The sequence below is a fragment of the Yersinia entomophaga genome (genome assembly GCF_001656035.1).
Classification (GTDB): domain Bacteria; phylum Pseudomonadota; class Gammaproteobacteria; order Enterobacterales; family Enterobacteriaceae; genus Yersinia; species Yersinia entomophaga.
Genome location: NZ_CP010029.1, coordinates 1550424 through 1564146, shown reverse-complemented (window position 1 = coordinate 1564146; position 13723 = coordinate 1550424). Strand labels below are relative to the sequence as shown.

The following is a 13723-nucleotide window of genomic DNA, read 5'->3' as shown; positions in this document are numbered from 1 at the left end:
TAAACGGCTGGCATTTACCGGCCGTTTATTTTTTGTTGAGTTAGAGCTGCCGTGAATTGGTTATGCTGTTGGCTCGTAATCTCATCAATAACAGGAAGATGCATGTGACCCTCAATGACGTCATAACCTACATAACGGATTTTGTCCGTGAACATGAAATCTGGGCTGCACCTATCGTCTTTTTCCTTGCCTTTGGTGAGTCGCTGGCTTTTTTGTCATTGTTATTGCCTGCGACCGTTATCTTATTGGGGCTAGGGGCGCTCATCGGTGAAAGCGGAATTCCCTTCTGGCCGATCTGGGCTGCGGCTGCGGCCGGTGCTTTCTTCGGTGACTGGCTCTCCTATTGGATTGGTTTCCATTATCAGGATCGCGTGGCAACCATGTGGCCACTTTCGCGAAATCCTCAATTACTGGTACGTGGTCACGCGTTTTTTGAGCGCTGGGGCGTATTTGGTGCCTTTATCGGGCGCTTCTTCGGCCCGCTGCGCGCCATCGTTCCTTTGGTTGCTGGCATATGCGCCATGCCTCAACGTTATTTCCAGTTTGCCAATATTACTTCGGCGTTGATTTGGGCCTTTGGCATCCTCGCGCCCGGTGCTTTCGGAATTAAATGGCTTACTCATTGGATGGGTTGACCTCCCTACAGGTTGTATTCGGTTCCACTTTGTTTTAGCCGATTTACCGGTGGCGAGAATACCGAATTTTGCATGGAGTTATAGTTTTGCGTACTGTTTCGCATCCTTGGATGTAAGGCGAAAACCCTCTGGACATCCATACAGTATCCCCTTACCTTGACGGGCAGAGGGTTAATGAGGCGGAGGCAGCGTGGATACCAGTATATTTTGGGGCTTGAGTGGCTGTGTTATGGGGGGCCTGCTGGGCTGGTTAATTGCCAGTTTGCGTTTCCAGCAGCGTAATACACAGCGAGAAACTGAACTACGGCTGTTGGAACAATCATTGCAACAGTCGCAACAGGACTTAGTCCAGCAGGAGGAGACCCAACGGCGTAAAGAGCAACAATTGCAGGAGAATGCGTTGGAATTACGCAGCCTGCATAGCCAGCTGGCTGCTGGCAGTGAGAAGCTACAGCAGCTTAATCATTGGCGTAATGAATGTGAGCAACTTAATCAGGAACTGCGCGCCCAGAGAGAAGTGAACAGTGCGCAGGAGGCCGAACTGCGTGAAGTCACCATTCGTCTGGAGGAAACGCGCCTGGCTGCTGAAGAAAAGCAGCGATTATTGATGAATAGTGAACAACGCCTGACCACTCAGTTCGAGAATCTGGCAAATCGCATCTTTGAACAAACTGGCCGTAGGGCTGATGAACAGAATAAGCAGAGTCTGGATAAGTTGCTCCTGCCTTTGCGCGAGCAATTGGACGGTTTCCGTCGTCAGGTTCAGGATAGTTTCGGTCAGGAAGCCCGTGAGCGTCATACGCTGACTCACGAAATCCGGAGCCTACAGCAACTTAATGCCCAGATGGCACGGGAAGCCCTCAATCTGACCAAAGCGCTCAAAGGTGATAATAAAACTCAGGGGAACTGGGGTGAGGTTGTGCTTGGCAGAGTGTTGGAAGCCTCGGGACTTCGGGACGGTTACGAATACCAAACTCAGGTTAGCGTCAATCTTGAAGGCAATAGCCGGATGCAGCCGGATGTGATTGTTCGTTTACCGCAGGGTAAGGACGTGGTGATTGATGCCAAAATGTCGCTGGTGGCTTATGAGCGCTATTTCAATAGCGATAATGACACCGAGCGAACTCAGGCTTTGAACGAGCATATTTCATCATTGCGTAACCATATCAAACAGTTGGGTCGTAAAGATTATCAGCAGTTGCCGGGTTTACGTACGCTCGACTACGTACTGATGTTTATCCCGGTAGAGCCTGCTTTTTTGGTTGCCATAGATAGGCAGCCGGAGTTGATCACCGAAGCGCTACAGCACAACATCATGCTGGTAAGCCCGACAACGTTACTGGTCGCGTTACGAACTATTACGAATTTATGGCGTTACGAGCACCAGAGTCAGAATGCCCAACATATCGCCGAACGAGCTGGCAAGCTCTACGATAAGCTGCGTTTGTTTGTGGATGACATGGAATCCATAGGCCAAAGCCTCGATAAGGCACATATAAGTTATCGTCAGGCAATGAACAAACTGGCTCAAGGCCGTGGTAACCTGATAGGGCAAGTTGAAAGTTTTCGTGCCTTAGGTGTTGAAGTGAAAAAACCTATTAGCCCGTCATTGGCTGCACGCGCCATTGCAGAGCACGATCCAGAGGGGGATTTAGCCCTCTCAAACGATGAGGCTGAATCGTCGTTACAAGATGATTCGACTTCACTGAAATATCAGAATTAGCAGTGTCTCACTCGCTATGTTCGCGCTGAAAATCAGCGGACAGGCTAACCGGCTAACGCTGGGCGAAGTGGGGCTTTCACCTCGGTTCTGGTACACTCCTCCGAAAGATTGACTGAAAAGCAGGCAGAGAAAATGGTAGATCAGGATAAGGAAACCACTCATTTCGGTTTTCGCACCATAGCCAAAGAAGAAAAAGAAGGCATGGTGGCAGAAGTTTTTCATTCCGTAGCGGCGAAATACGATTTGATGAATGATCTGATGTCATTCGGTATTCATCGTATCTGGAAGCGTTTTACCATTGATTGTAGCGGCGTTCGCCGTGGTCAGCGAGTACTGGATCTCGCTGGTGGTACGGGCGATCTGACGGCCAAATTCTCTCGACTGGTAGGTGAGCAAGGCCTGGTCGTTCTGGCCGATATCAATGAATCCATGCTGCGAATGGGGCGAGAAAAACTGCGCGATAGCGGAATTCTTGGCAACGTTAGCTACGTGCAGGCAAATGCTGAAGCTTTACCTTTCCCTGATAACTATTTTGATTGCATCACGATTTCATTCGGTTTGAGAAATGTCACCGAAAAAGAAAAAGCGCTGCGATCCATGTTCCGTGTTCTTAAGCCGGGTGGTCGCCTGTTGGTTCTGGAGTTCTCCAAACCGCTGCTGGAGCCGCTGACTAAAGTCTACGATGCCTATTCATTCCACATTCTGCCAAAAATTGGTGGAATGGTTGTTAATGATGCTGACAGCTATCGCTACCTTACCGAATCCATTCGGATGCATCCGGATCAGGAAACGCTAAAAGATATGATGGTTGATGCCGGCTTTGAAAATGTAACCTATACAAACTTGACCGGCGGTATTGTCGCATTACACCGTGGGTTTAAGTTCTGATATGGATGTGCCCATGTTGTTGAAACCAATGTTGTTAAAACCAATGTTGTTAAAACCAATGTTGTTAAAACCAATGTTGCTGAAGCCGATTTTATTAACGCCGCTGATAACGGCGGCTCTGGAAACTGCACTCAATAGTCTGCTATTCCGCGATCGCGGTATGAAAGCGGCTCGCTCTCGTTTGTCTTCCAAAGTATTACGTGTTGAGCTGCATGAGCTGAACCAACCTCTGGTTCTGGTGTTCAGCGATGCCCAGGTTGACGTTGTGAGCGCGTGGGAAGGCAATGCGGACTGTACGGTAAAAACCGGAATTGCAGTGTTATCGAAGCTTCGGGATCGCCAGCAGCTGTCACCTTTAATGCGCAGCGGTGAGCTGATCGTCGATGGTGACATTCAGGTCGTTCAACAATTGGTGGCTTTATTAGATCTCGCTGAGTGGGAACCTGCCGAATGGCTAGCGCCCTATATTGGTGATATCGCAGCAGAAACAATAGGGCAGACATTGCGTAAAGGCGGTAAGTTTTTAGTCAGCCGTTTTCAGCAGCAGCAGGCTTATCTGGCTGAAGTATTAACTGAAGAGTGGAAATTGGCACCGGCTCCGTTGGAGATTGTCTGGTTTAACGAAGAAGTTGATGCAATTAAGCGTGATGTGGATGCTTTTGATGCCCGGTTGGCCAAGATGGAGGCAAAACGATGACGCCAGGAGAACTTCGGCGCCTGTATTTGATTATTCGGGTATTTTTGAGTTACGGACTGGATGAGTTAATCCCGAAGATTCGTTTAACGCTGCCATTACGCATTGGCCGCTATCTGTTCTTCTGGATTCCTAATCGTCACAAAGATAAGCCTCTGGGCGAGCGTCTGCGTTTAGCGTTGCAGGAACTAGGCCCCGTCTGGATTAAGTTTGGCCAGATGATGTCGACCCGCCGCGATCTGTTTCCTCCGGTTATTGCCGATCAGTTGGCCTTGTTACAGGATCGCGTGGCCCCATTTGATGGCGCGCTGGCGCGTAAGCACATTGAGTTGGCGATGGGCGGGCCGCTGGAAACCTGGTTTGATGATTTTGAACAGGAAGCTCTGGCATCGGCCTCTATTGCTCAGGTACATACGGCTCGTTTAAAAGAGAATGGTCAGGAAGTGGTGCTGAAGGTGATCCGCCCAGATATACGGCCGATTATCAAAGCTGATGTCCGTTTGATGTATCGACTTGCCGGTTGGGTACCTAAATTGTTGCCTGATGGCCGCCGTCTGCGCCCGAGAGAAGTGGTGCGCGAGTACGAAAAAACGCTGTTGGATGAGCTGAATCTGTTACGTGAAGCGGCCAATGCTATCCAGCTGCGCCGTAATTTCGAAGATAGCCCGATGCTGTACGTTCCAGAGATTTTCTCCGATTATTGTCGGGAAAGCGTGCTAGTGATGGAACGTATCTATGGTATTCCCGTTTCTGATATTGCGGCTCTTGAAAGTCAGGGCACCAATATGAAATTACTGGCTGAACGCGGCGTGCAGGTCTTCTTCACTCAAGTGTTTCGCGACAGTTTTTTCCATGCGGATATGCATCCGGGGAATATTTTTGTCAGCTATGAACACCCTGAGAACCCACGTTATATCGGTATTGACTGCGGTATTGTTGGTTCATTGAATAAAGCGGACAAGCGCTATCTGGCCGAGAATTTCATTGCTTTCTTCAATAGGGATTATCGCAGAGTTGCTGAATTACACGTTGATTCAGGTTGGGTTCCTCGCGATACCAACGTCGAAGACTTTGAATTTGCCATTCGCACCGTTTGCGAACCCATTTTTGAAAAACCGTTGGCTGAAATCTCGTTTGGGCACGTATTACTCAATCTGTTTAATACTGCTCGCCGCTTCAATATGGAAGTGCAGCCACAGTTGGTTTTACTGCAAAAAACATTGCTCTATGTTGAGGGGTTAGGCCGTCAGCTTTATCCGCAGTTAGATCTGTGGACCACGGCCAAACCTTTCCTTGAAAGCTGGCTGCGAGATCAGGTTGGGATTCCGGCGGTTATTCGAGCATTGAAGGAAAAAGCACCTTTCTGGGCAGAGAAATTCCCTGAGTTGCCTGAACTGGTTTACGACAGCCTTCAGCAGCATAAACTATTGCAGCAAAGCGTAGATAAGCTCACAACGCAGATGCAAGGGCAGCAACAACGTCAGGGGCAATCACGGTATTTGTTCGGCGTTGGCGCTACACTATTAGTGAGTGGAACGATTTTCCAGCTGTCTGGTGCAACCGAGATTTCTATCGGGTTACTGGTGGCGGGAGCATTGGCGTGGGTTATCGGCTGGAGACGAACAAGTTCGTAGCGGTCAGTTTCGAAAAGCTCGTCGTTACAAATAATGTCTGCCGTATAAAGATTAGGTAAGACGTAGTAAGTTAGATCAGTATCCAGAGACAAACTATGCCGTATAATGCGGTTATCTTTGGAATAACCCCTGTTAATAGAGGTGATTGAAATGGGTGGTATCAGTATTTGGCAACTGTTAATCATTGCCGTAATTGTTGTTCTGCTGTTTGGTACTAACAAGCTGCGGACTTTAGGTTCTGACTTGGGTGCTTCCATCAAAGGCTTTAAAAAAGCGATTGGTGACGATACCCAGACTCCGACAAACGTTGAAAAGACCAGTAACGACGCTGATTTTACAACGAAGACTATTACCGATAAGCAGCCAGAAGTAAAAGCTGAAGAGTCTAAGAGTCAGAACAAAGAGCAGGTATAAACCGTGTTTGACATCGGGTTTAGTGAACTGCTGCTGGTAATGGTCATTGGCCTGGTTGTACTTGGCCCTGAACGTCTGCCGGTAGCAGTAAGAACCGTGGCTGGCTGGATCCGCGCATTGCGTTCGCTTGCTGCTACGGTCCAAAATGAGCTGTCTCAGGAACTCAAATTGCAGGAACTTCAGGATAGCCTGAAAAAAGCCGAACAGGCGGGCCTGCAAAATCTGACTCCTGAGCTAAAGGCTTCCATGGATGAGTTAAAGGATGCGGCGGAATCGCTGAAGCGTTCCTACCGGCCGGATTCGGCGCTGGAGCAGCATACCATTCATAACCCGCTAGTGACCGATCCGGAAGCTATTCATGATGGCGTGACTCCTGCGGAGTCAGCGACAGTTGCTTCTGCGCCGGTGAAAGCGCCGGAAGCGCCAGTTAATCTCGAAAAGCACCACGTAGAAAGCCATTCGGAAGATAAAGCGCCCGCTGCGGCGGCGGATCAAACTGATGTGGTAGTGGCGAATTCGGTTAACTCCGCGCCGGTATCCCATGCAGAGCCAGCTTCTAAACAACCTAGTCTTAACCAACCAGGCGGCGATCGGTAAACATGGCTGTTGATGATACCCAACCTCTTATCAGTCATCTGATAGAACTGCGTAAGCGGTTATTGAATTGCATAATCACCGTATTGGTGGTTTTTTTAGCATTGGTTTATTTTTCCAATGATATCTACCAGTTAGTTTCAGCGCCGTTGATAAAGCAGCTACCGCAAGGTGCCAGCATGATTGCGACCGATGTCGCATCGCCATTCTTTACGCCGATAAAACTCACCATGATGGTGTCGGTTTTTGTTGCCGCGCCAATGATTCTTTATCAGGTGTGGGCATTTATCGCACCGGCGCTGTATAAGCATGAGCGACGCTTGATGGCACCGTTGCTGGTTTCCAGCAGCCTGCTGTTCTATCTGGGAATGGCATTTGCCTACTTTATCGTTTTCCCGTTGGCTTTTGGTTTCTTTGCGAAAACGGCGCCGGAAGGCGTGATGATTGCGACAGACATCAATAATTACCTCAGCTTTGTTATGGCTTTGTTTATGGCCTTCGGGATTTCCTTTGAAGTGCCAATCGCGATTATCTTATTGTGTTGGAGTGGCGTAACCAGCCCCGAAGATTTGAAGAAAAAACGTCCTTATGTACTCGTGGGCGCTTTTGTCGTGGGGATGTTGTTGACCCCGCCCGATGTCTTCTCACAAACGTTACTCGCGATTCCAATGTATCTTCTGTTTGAGGTTGGCGTCTTTTTTGCCCGTTTTTATGTCGGTAAGCAGCGTCGTCCGGTGACAGAAGAAGAGGATGAGGACGAGGAAGACCAACCTAAAGCACCTTAAGCTTCAGTTTTACAAGTCAAGCCGCCCCTTTGGGCGGCTTCTGTTTTGGGATAACCATGTTTGATATTGGCGTCAACTTAACCAGTACACAGTTTGCTAAAGATAGACATCAGGTGGTTGAAAGAGCAAAAGAAGCAGGAGTCGCTGGTCTATTGATTACCGGCACCAGCGCAGAAGAAAGCCATGAAGCTGCACTATTGGCGGCCCAGTACCCTGATTACTGTTGGTCAACGGCAGGCGTTCATCCCCATCATGCCAGTAGTTGGAACGCGTCGGTTGAGCAGCAAATTCATGCTCTAGCGGCTTCACCTTCTGTCGTCGCTGTAGGGGAGTGCGGGTTGGATTTTAACCGCAACTTTTCTACACCTGTAGAGCAAGAGACGGCATTTACTGCGCAACTGGCTCTTGCAGCCGAACTGTCACTGCCAGTATTTTTACATTGCCGCGATGCTCATCATCGCTTTGTCCATCTGTTGTCTCCCTGGCTGGAAAAGCTCCCCGCGGCTGTCGTGCACTGCTTTACCGGCTCGGCTTCGGAGTTGGATGATTGTCTGTCGCTGGGTTTGTCAGTGGGTATGACCGGTTGGGTATGTGATGAACGCCGTGGTCTTGAGCTGCGAGCCTTATTGCCACGTATTCCTGCCGAACGTTTATTGTTGGAAACTGATGCCCCTTATTTATTGCCCCGGGATCTTCATCCTAAACCTGCATCTCGTCGCAATGAACCCTGTTTTCTGCCTCACATCGTCCGGCAGGTTGCTGCCTGGCGAGAAGAAGACCCTGAATGGCTAGGACAGAAAACTGCTGAAAACGCTCGCCGGGTTTTCCGGTTGGTTTGAGTTAGGAGAGAAAAATGAGCTATGCATTTCCGGGTACTTTTCCAGGTCGTCGTATGCGCCGCGTTCGTCGCCACGATTTCAGTCGCCGCCTGGTTGCCGAGAATCAACTGACGGTTAATGACCTGATTTATCCCGTGTTTGTGATGGAAGGTACTAACCGACAAGAGGCCGTGCCTTCTATGCCGGGCGTCTCGCGGATGACTATCGATCTGCTGGTGAAGGAAGCTGAAGCTGTCGCGAAACTTGGTGTTCCCGTGCTTTCTCTGTTCCCTGTCATTGAGTCGAGCTTCAAATCTTTACACGCAGAGGAAGCTTATAATCCTGACGGTTTGGTGCAGCGAGCGGTACGTGCGTTAAAAGACGCAGTGCCGGAGCTAGGGTTGTTGACCGATGTGGCATTAGACCCTTATACCACCCACGGTCAGGACGGCATCATTGATGAAGATGGCTATGTTATCAATGATATAACCAAAGATATTCTGGTGCGTCAGGCGCTATCTCATGCGGAAGCGGGGGCTGAAATTGTTGCGCCGAGCGATATGATGGATGGCCGGATTGGCGCGATTCGCGATTGTCTGGAAGCTCAAGGGTTGATTAATACGCAAATCATGGCGTATTCGGCAAAATATGCTTCCTGCTACTACGGTCCATTCCGCGATGCGATTGGCTCGAGCGGCAATTTGAAAGGTGGCAATAAAAAGACCTATCAAATGGACCCAGCCAATAGCGACGAAGCTTTGCAAGAGATTGCGCAGGACTTGCAGGAAGGCGCAGATATGGTGATGGTGAAACCGGGTATGCCGTATCTGGACGTGGTGCGCCGTGTTAAAGATACTTTCGGCGTTCCGACCTTTGCTTATCAGGTTTCTGGCGAGTATGCGATGCATATGGCGGCGATTCAAAACGGCTGGCTACAGGAAAAACCAGCGGTAATGGAATCATTGCTATGCTTTAAACGTGCGGGCGCGGATGGGGTATTAACCTATTTCGCTAAGCAGGTTGCTCAGTGGCTGCATGATGAGCATATGCAGCGCTAGACATTAATATCGAGGCAGGCGCTATAGCACGCTTGCCTCGTCATGTTTTCAGATTGATATCAGATTTTCTCAAACTGGTTGTTGCTCAGGCTTTGACTAACTTCTTTGTTCAGGATTTTGAGAAGCAACATTGAGCGCGTTTCGCCGTCTGGCTCTGCGTAAATGGCCTGTAACCCTTCGAAAATCCCTTCAGTAATCTGGACTTTGTCCCCAGAAGCAGGCGTGTCAGGATCGATAATCACTTCCTGAGAATAGTTGAGCAGAGCTTGAATAATCGAATCTGAGACAACAACCGGCCCTGCGCCAAAACGCACAAAATTACTGACTCCCCGCGTTGAGCTGATCGTCGTGGTATGGATGCACTCAGGATCAAATTTTACGAACAGATAATTGGGAAACAAAGGCTCGTCTACCACTTTACGCTTGCCCCGAATAATCTTCTCGACCGCAGCGATAGGCGTTTGGCACACCACTTGCTGACGCTCTAAATGCTCTTTGGCTCGCAAGATTTGTCCGCGTTTACAATATAATAAATACCAAGATTCCATGATTTCATATGCCTCGAGATCCTATCCATCAGCATATCAAATGCGATAACAGATATATAGCCGCTGAAAATAGTATTGAATACCTTGTAGTGATGGTGAATTAATTCATGCACACCAGATTTCCCAGCAGGTATCACAACCCTGAAATATGAAATCAGATATAAGTAAGGCTAACCTATTAATCCTCGGTGTAACTGAATTGTCGCCTCGAGTTAATGTAGATATGTCCTGTTGAATAGTAAAAGGAGAGAGTCATGGAGTTGTTTTTGCTGAGTAACGGCAAGGTATCGGGTGACGCAGAACTGCTTGGTTATGCCAAAGATCGTATTCGGGTGATGCTCACTAGCCGGAAAATTACCTCAGCAGTTCTTATCCCTTATGCATTGATCCGCAGCGATTTTGATCAACGCGCTCAGGAACTGGAAAAAACCTTAGGCATAACTGTAACCAGTATTCACCATGCCGCCGACCCTGTAGCGGCTATTGGCGAAGCGGAATGCATTTTAATCAGCGGCGGCAATACCTGGATGCTAAATCAGATGCTGCATGAGAAAGGGCTGATCGTTCCTATCCAGAGAGTGGTTCGCGAGCGCAATGTGCCTTATGTCGGTTGGAGCGCAGGATGTAACGTGGCTACGCCGAGTATTCGCACCACTAATGATATGCCGGTTCGTAATAGCGTTGTTTTACCGTCGCTGGGGCTATTCCCGCTGCAAATTAATCCACATTATATTGATGCGCATATCAGTGGCCATATGGGAGAAACGCGAGATGAGCGATTAGCTGAGTTTTGCGCGGTTAATCCAGGCGAGAGAGTCGTGGCTTTACGCGAGGGCAGTCTGCTGCACGTTAGCGGCAACGAGCTAAGCTATTTCAGCGTGCTAGATAAGGGTTTTAAAGTATTCCATCACGGCGAGGAGCCGCAGGAATATCACGATACTCGGCCGCTAGCGGATTGGGTTCCATTCTATTGCCAATAATTTTTTTTCAGCCAGGAGCAGTTCCAATTGAATGCAATGTCTTGCTGCGGATTGGTTTGCTCCTGTTTGGATAATAGGAAAGTTTGTATCGCGCATCTGAAAGCACCAATGGATGTAAGTTTTACTAATATTTTTAATGATTAGTTAAATAACATAGCCCGCTTGAAATGAGAGAATTTTCTAAATTATATGCAGTAATGATGGTCGCGATTCATTACAGCTAAGATAGAAATGGTTGGAGAAAATCGATGCGAAAAGTTAGTTTTTCCTTGCTCTCATGTCTAATTACTTTTGGTTGCTTGCCAAGCGTTTCCGGCGCAGTTCCCCAAGAAATCACCGCTGAGCAGATGGTTAACGCTCTAAATGATGTATTCGGCCGACACAGTAAACAGCGGGCGTCCCATGCTAAAGGCTTTTGTTTTTCAGGTAAGTTTATCGCCAGCGGTGAAGGGACTGAACTTTCACAGGCTGATTTATTGCGTAAAAACGAGCAGTCTGATGTTGTCGGTCGATTTTCAATCGGAGGGGGGAATCCTAAGGCCGCCGATAACGCCAAAAACTTGCGTGGACTGGCGTTTGAGCTGGTTAATACGAAGCACTCTCGCTGGCAGTTAGTTATGATCTCATCCCCTTTCTTTTTTGCTCGAACCCCGCAGGAATTTATCGAGTTTTTAAAGGTCAGGACGCCAGATCCCGAAACAGGAAAGCCCAATCCAGAGCGATTGAACACATTTAACCAATCCCATCCTCATACTTTGCGCCAAGCTCAGTATGTTGCATCACAGCCCGTCCCTGCCAGCTACGCTACAATTCCCTATTGGGGCGGGAGTACCTTTATCACTTATAAAGATCAGTCCCAGTATGCGGTTCGCTGGCGTATGGAGCCGGTGGAAGGACGGCAGGGGTTAAGCGATGAGCAGGCGAAGGCAAAGTCGCCGGATTTCTTGCAAGAGGAATTGCGGCAACGCCTAGCCAAGGGGCCTATAGAATACGACCTGTACGCCATCGTAGCGCAGAAAGGTGATAATTTGATTGACCCGACGCAGTCCTGGCCGGCTGAACGGCGTGAGGTAAATATGGGGCGGTTATTTATCGAGACAGTTACCGATCAGCAATGCGATAAAAAAGTATTTATTCCAACAGTGCTGCCGCAGGGGATTCGTGTCAGTGATGATCCCACATTGGCTGTTCGCGCTGAGGCGTACCTGATATCTACAAGTCGCCGTCAGTGACAGATAAAGACCTGACTAGAATCATGGCTTTGCCCACTCGCAAACCATGATTTCTAGTGTAAAAATACTATTGGAGGATGGCGATTCTACATTTACAGCGAGCAGGTATACATTTTTAACAAAAAGACAGCAACTGCTATAAAGACAGCCTATAATGGCCCATCCTGTGGCCGCCATAATGATCATCATGAAATACCGTGACTTACGCGACTTCCTCTCGTTGCTGGAACAGAGGGGGGAGCTTAAACGCATAACCCAGCCGATTGACCCTTATCTGGAAATGACAGAAATCGCCGATCGTACTTTACGTGCTGGCGGCCCCGCGTTGTTGTTCGAGAACCCTAAAGGCTATGAGATGCCGGTGCTTTGTAATTTGTTTGGTACAGCCAAACGGGTTGCGATGGGCATGGGGCAAGAAGATGTCAGCGCATTGCGCGATGTTGGTAAACTGTTAGCCTTCCTGAAAGAACCGGATCCGCCGAAGGGATTCCGCGATTTATTCGATAAGTTACCCAAATTCAAACAAGTGCTGAATATGCCGACCAAGCGTCTGAGTTCAGCCCCTTGTCAGGAGCAAATCTGGCAGGGTGATGATGTGGATCTCAGCCGCATTCCGGTGATGCATTGCTGGCCTGAAGACGCCGCGCCTTTGGTTTCCTGGGGGTTAACGATCACTCGTGGGCCACATAAAGAACGGCAAAATCTCGGTATTTATCGCCAACAGGTGTTAGGTAAAAATCAGCTAATTATGCGTTGGTTATCCCACCGTGGCGGTGCGCTGGATTATCAGGAATGGTGCGAGGCGCACCCCGGTGAACGTTTCCCGGTTTCGGTTGCGCTGGGTGCCGATCCCGCAACTATTCTGGCTGCCGTAACTCCCGTTCCCGATACCTTATCCGAATACGCTTTTGCCGGTTTATTACGCGGGCATAAAACCGAAGTGGTTAAATGTATTTCCAACGATCTTGAAGTTCCTGCAAGTGCAGAAATCGTTTTGGAAGGATATATTGAGCAGGGTCATATTGCGCCAGAAGGTCCTTATGGCGACCATACCGGTTATTACAACGAAATAGACAGCTTCCCGGTGTTTACCGTGACGCATATCACTCAGCGTAGAGACGCGATTTATCACTCCACTTATACCGGCCGTCCGCCGGATGAGCCAGCGGTGATGGGCGTGGCGCTGAATGAAGTTTTTGTGCCTATTTTACAAAAACAGTTTCCGGAAATCGTTGATTTCTATTTGCCACCGGAAGGCTGTTCCTACCGCTTAGCGGTTGTCACAATCAAAAAACAATACGCGGGTCATGCTAAGCGCGTAATGATGGGCGTGTGGTCATTTTTACGACAGTTTATGTACACCAAATTTGTTATTGTTTGTGATGATGATATTAATGCCAGAGACTGGAATGACGTGATTTGGGCGATTACCACCCGAATGGACCCAGCGCGCGATACGGTATTAATTGAAAATACCCCAATAGATTATTTGGATTTCGCCTCGCCGGTTTCCGGTCTTGGATCGAAAATGGGGCTGGATGCCACTAACAAATGGCCAGCAGAAACCCCTCGTGAATGGGGCCGTCCTATCAAGATGGATGAGCAGGTTCGCACGCGTGTAGATGCGATCTGGGATGAGCTTGCCATATTCAGTGACAAAGAGCCTGAGCGCTGATTGCGTGATTTTTGTCCATAGTTTTGCATTTGATGACCCGACAGA

The 13723-nt window shown here is 48.7% G+C and carries 14 protein-coding genes; 13 read left to right on the top strand and 1 reads right to left on the bottom strand.

All coding sequences use genetic code 11. The features are described 5' to 3' along the window. Window positions 1–104 precede the first annotated feature (104 nt). From PL78_RS07115 to hemB, 10 genes are all read left to right on the top strand, one after another. Window positions 105–635, top strand: coding sequence for a DedA family protein (locus PL78_RS07115; RefSeq protein WP_064514298.1), 531 nt, complete (start codon window positions 105–107; stop codon window positions 633–635). Between the two features lie 190 nt (window positions 636–825). After that, window positions 826–2358: a DNA recombination protein RmuC gene (gene rmuC / locus PL78_RS07110; protein ID WP_064514296.1), complete on the top strand. Its 1533-nt coding sequence runs from the start codon at window positions 826–828 to the stop codon at window positions 2356–2358. A gap of 132 nt (window positions 2359–2490) precedes the next feature. Continuing rightward, window positions 2491–3246 (top strand): bifunctional demethylmenaquinone methyltransferase/2-methoxy-6-polyprenyl-1,4-benzoquinol methylase UbiE, encoded by a 756-nt coding sequence (ubiE, locus tag PL78_RS07105; protein WP_064514294.1) that lies wholly within the window; start codon window positions 2491–2493, stop codon window positions 3244–3246. Window positions 3247–3289: 43 nt separating this feature from the next. Beyond that, on the top strand, window positions 3290–3943 hold the full coding sequence (gene ubiJ, locus PL78_RS07100; RefSeq protein ID WP_064518314.1) for a ubiquinone biosynthesis protein UbiJ: 654 nt from the start codon (window positions 3290–3292) through the stop codon (window positions 3941–3943). After that, window positions 3940–5574, top strand: a complete 1635-nt coding sequence (gene ubiB, locus PL78_RS07095; RefSeq protein ID WP_064514293.1) for a ubiquinone biosynthesis regulatory protein kinase UbiB — start codon at window positions 3940–3942, stop codon at window positions 5572–5574. Before ubiJ ends, ubiB begins: the two co-directional genes overlap by 4 nt. A 150-nt stretch (window positions 5575–5724) precedes the next feature. Beyond that, complete coding sequence (gene tatA / locus PL78_RS07090; protein WP_049601001.1) at window positions 5725–5988, top strand: Sec-independent protein translocase subunit TatA; 264 nt, start codon at window positions 5725–5727, stop codon at window positions 5986–5988. Between the two features lie 3 nt (window positions 5989–5991). After that, window positions 5992–6585 carry a Sec-independent protein translocase protein TatB gene (tatB, locus tag PL78_RS07085; RefSeq protein WP_064514291.1) on the top strand — a complete coding sequence of 198 codons (594 nt, stop codon included), beginning with the start codon at window positions 5992–5994 and terminating at the stop codon, window positions 6583–6585. Between the two features lie 2 nt (window positions 6586–6587). Next, a complete protein-coding gene (tatC, locus tag PL78_RS07080; protein WP_064514289.1) occupies window positions 6588–7367 on the top strand; it encodes a Sec-independent protein translocase subunit TatC in 780 nt (259 codons plus the stop codon). Between the two features lie 56 nt (window positions 7368–7423). Further along, window positions 7424–8206 carry a 3'-5' ssDNA/RNA exonuclease TatD gene (tatD, locus tag PL78_RS07075; RefSeq protein WP_064514287.1) on the top strand — a complete coding sequence of 261 codons (783 nt, stop codon included), beginning with the start codon at window positions 7424–7426 and terminating at the stop codon, window positions 8204–8206. 14 nt (window positions 8207–8220) lie between these two features. Then, window positions 8221–9243: a porphobilinogen synthase gene (gene hemB, locus PL78_RS07070; RefSeq protein WP_064514285.1), complete on the top strand. Its 1023-nt coding sequence runs from the start codon at window positions 8221–8223 to the stop codon at window positions 9241–9243. A 59-nt stretch (window positions 9244–9302) separates the two neighbouring features. On the opposite strand, the gene rfaH is transcribed toward hemB, so the two are convergent. Further along, a complete protein-coding gene (rfaH, locus tag PL78_RS07065; RefSeq protein ID WP_064514283.1) occupies window positions 9303–9791 on the bottom strand; it encodes a transcription/translation regulatory transformer protein RfaH in 489 nt (162 codons plus the stop codon). Window positions 9792–10045: 254 nt separating this feature from the next. On the opposite strand from rfaH, the gene pepE reads away from it, so the two are divergent. From pepE to ubiD, 3 genes are all read left to right on the top strand, one after another. Beyond that, the gene (gene pepE, locus PL78_RS07060; protein ID WP_064514281.1) at window positions 10046–10771 is read left to right on the top strand and encodes a dipeptidase PepE; all 726 of its coding nucleotides are present in this window, start codon (window positions 10046–10048) and stop codon (window positions 10769–10771) included. A 248-nt stretch (window positions 10772–11019) separates the two neighbouring features. Continuing rightward, a complete protein-coding gene (locus tag PL78_RS07055; RefSeq protein WP_064514279.1) occupies window positions 11020–12003 on the top strand; it encodes a catalase family peroxidase in 984 nt (327 codons plus the stop codon). 178 nt (window positions 12004–12181) lie between these two features. Beyond that, entirely contained in the window at window positions 12182–13678 is a 1497-nt protein-coding gene (ubiD, locus tag PL78_RS07050) for a 4-hydroxy-3-polyprenylbenzoate decarboxylase (RefSeq protein ID WP_064518312.1), read from the top strand. Window positions 13679–13723: the final 45 nt, after the last annotated feature.

Coding starts and splice junctions, on each gene's coding strand:
- ubiE (WP_064514294.1), top strand. CDS start 2,491: ATGGTAGATCAGGATAAGGAAACCACTCATTTCGGTTTTCGCACCATA.
- ubiJ (WP_064518314.1), top strand. CDS start 3,290: ATGTTGTTAAAACCAATGTTGTTAAAACCAATGTTGCTGAAGCCGATT.
- ubiB (WP_064514293.1), top strand. CDS start 3,940: ATGACGCCAGGAGAACTTCGGCGCCTGTATTTGATTATTCGGGTATTT.
- tatA (WP_049601001.1), top strand. CDS start 5,725: ATGGGTGGTATCAGTATTTGGCAACTGTTAATCATTGCCGTAATTGTT.
- tatC (WP_064514289.1), top strand. CDS start 6,588: ATGGCTGTTGATGATACCCAACCTCTTATCAGTCATCTGATAGAACTG.
- tatD (WP_064514287.1), top strand. CDS start 7,424: ATGTTTGATATTGGCGTCAACTTAACCAGTACACAGTTTGCTAAAGAT.
- hemB (WP_064514285.1), top strand. CDS start 8,221: ATGAGCTATGCATTTCCGGGTACTTTTCCAGGTCGTCGTATGCGCCGC.
- rfaH (WP_064514283.1), bottom strand. CDS start 9,791: ATGGAATCTTGGTATTTATTATATTGTAAACGCGGACAAATCTTGCGA.
- pepE (WP_064514281.1), top strand. CDS start 10,046: ATGGAGTTGTTTTTGCTGAGTAACGGCAAGGTATCGGGTGACGCAGAA.
- PL78_RS07055 (WP_064514279.1), top strand. CDS start 11,020: ATGCGAAAAGTTAGTTTTTCCTTGCTCTCATGTCTAATTACTTTTGGT.
- ubiD (WP_064518312.1), top strand. CDS start 12,182: ATGATCATCATGAAATACCGTGACTTACGCGACTTCCTCTCGTTGCTG.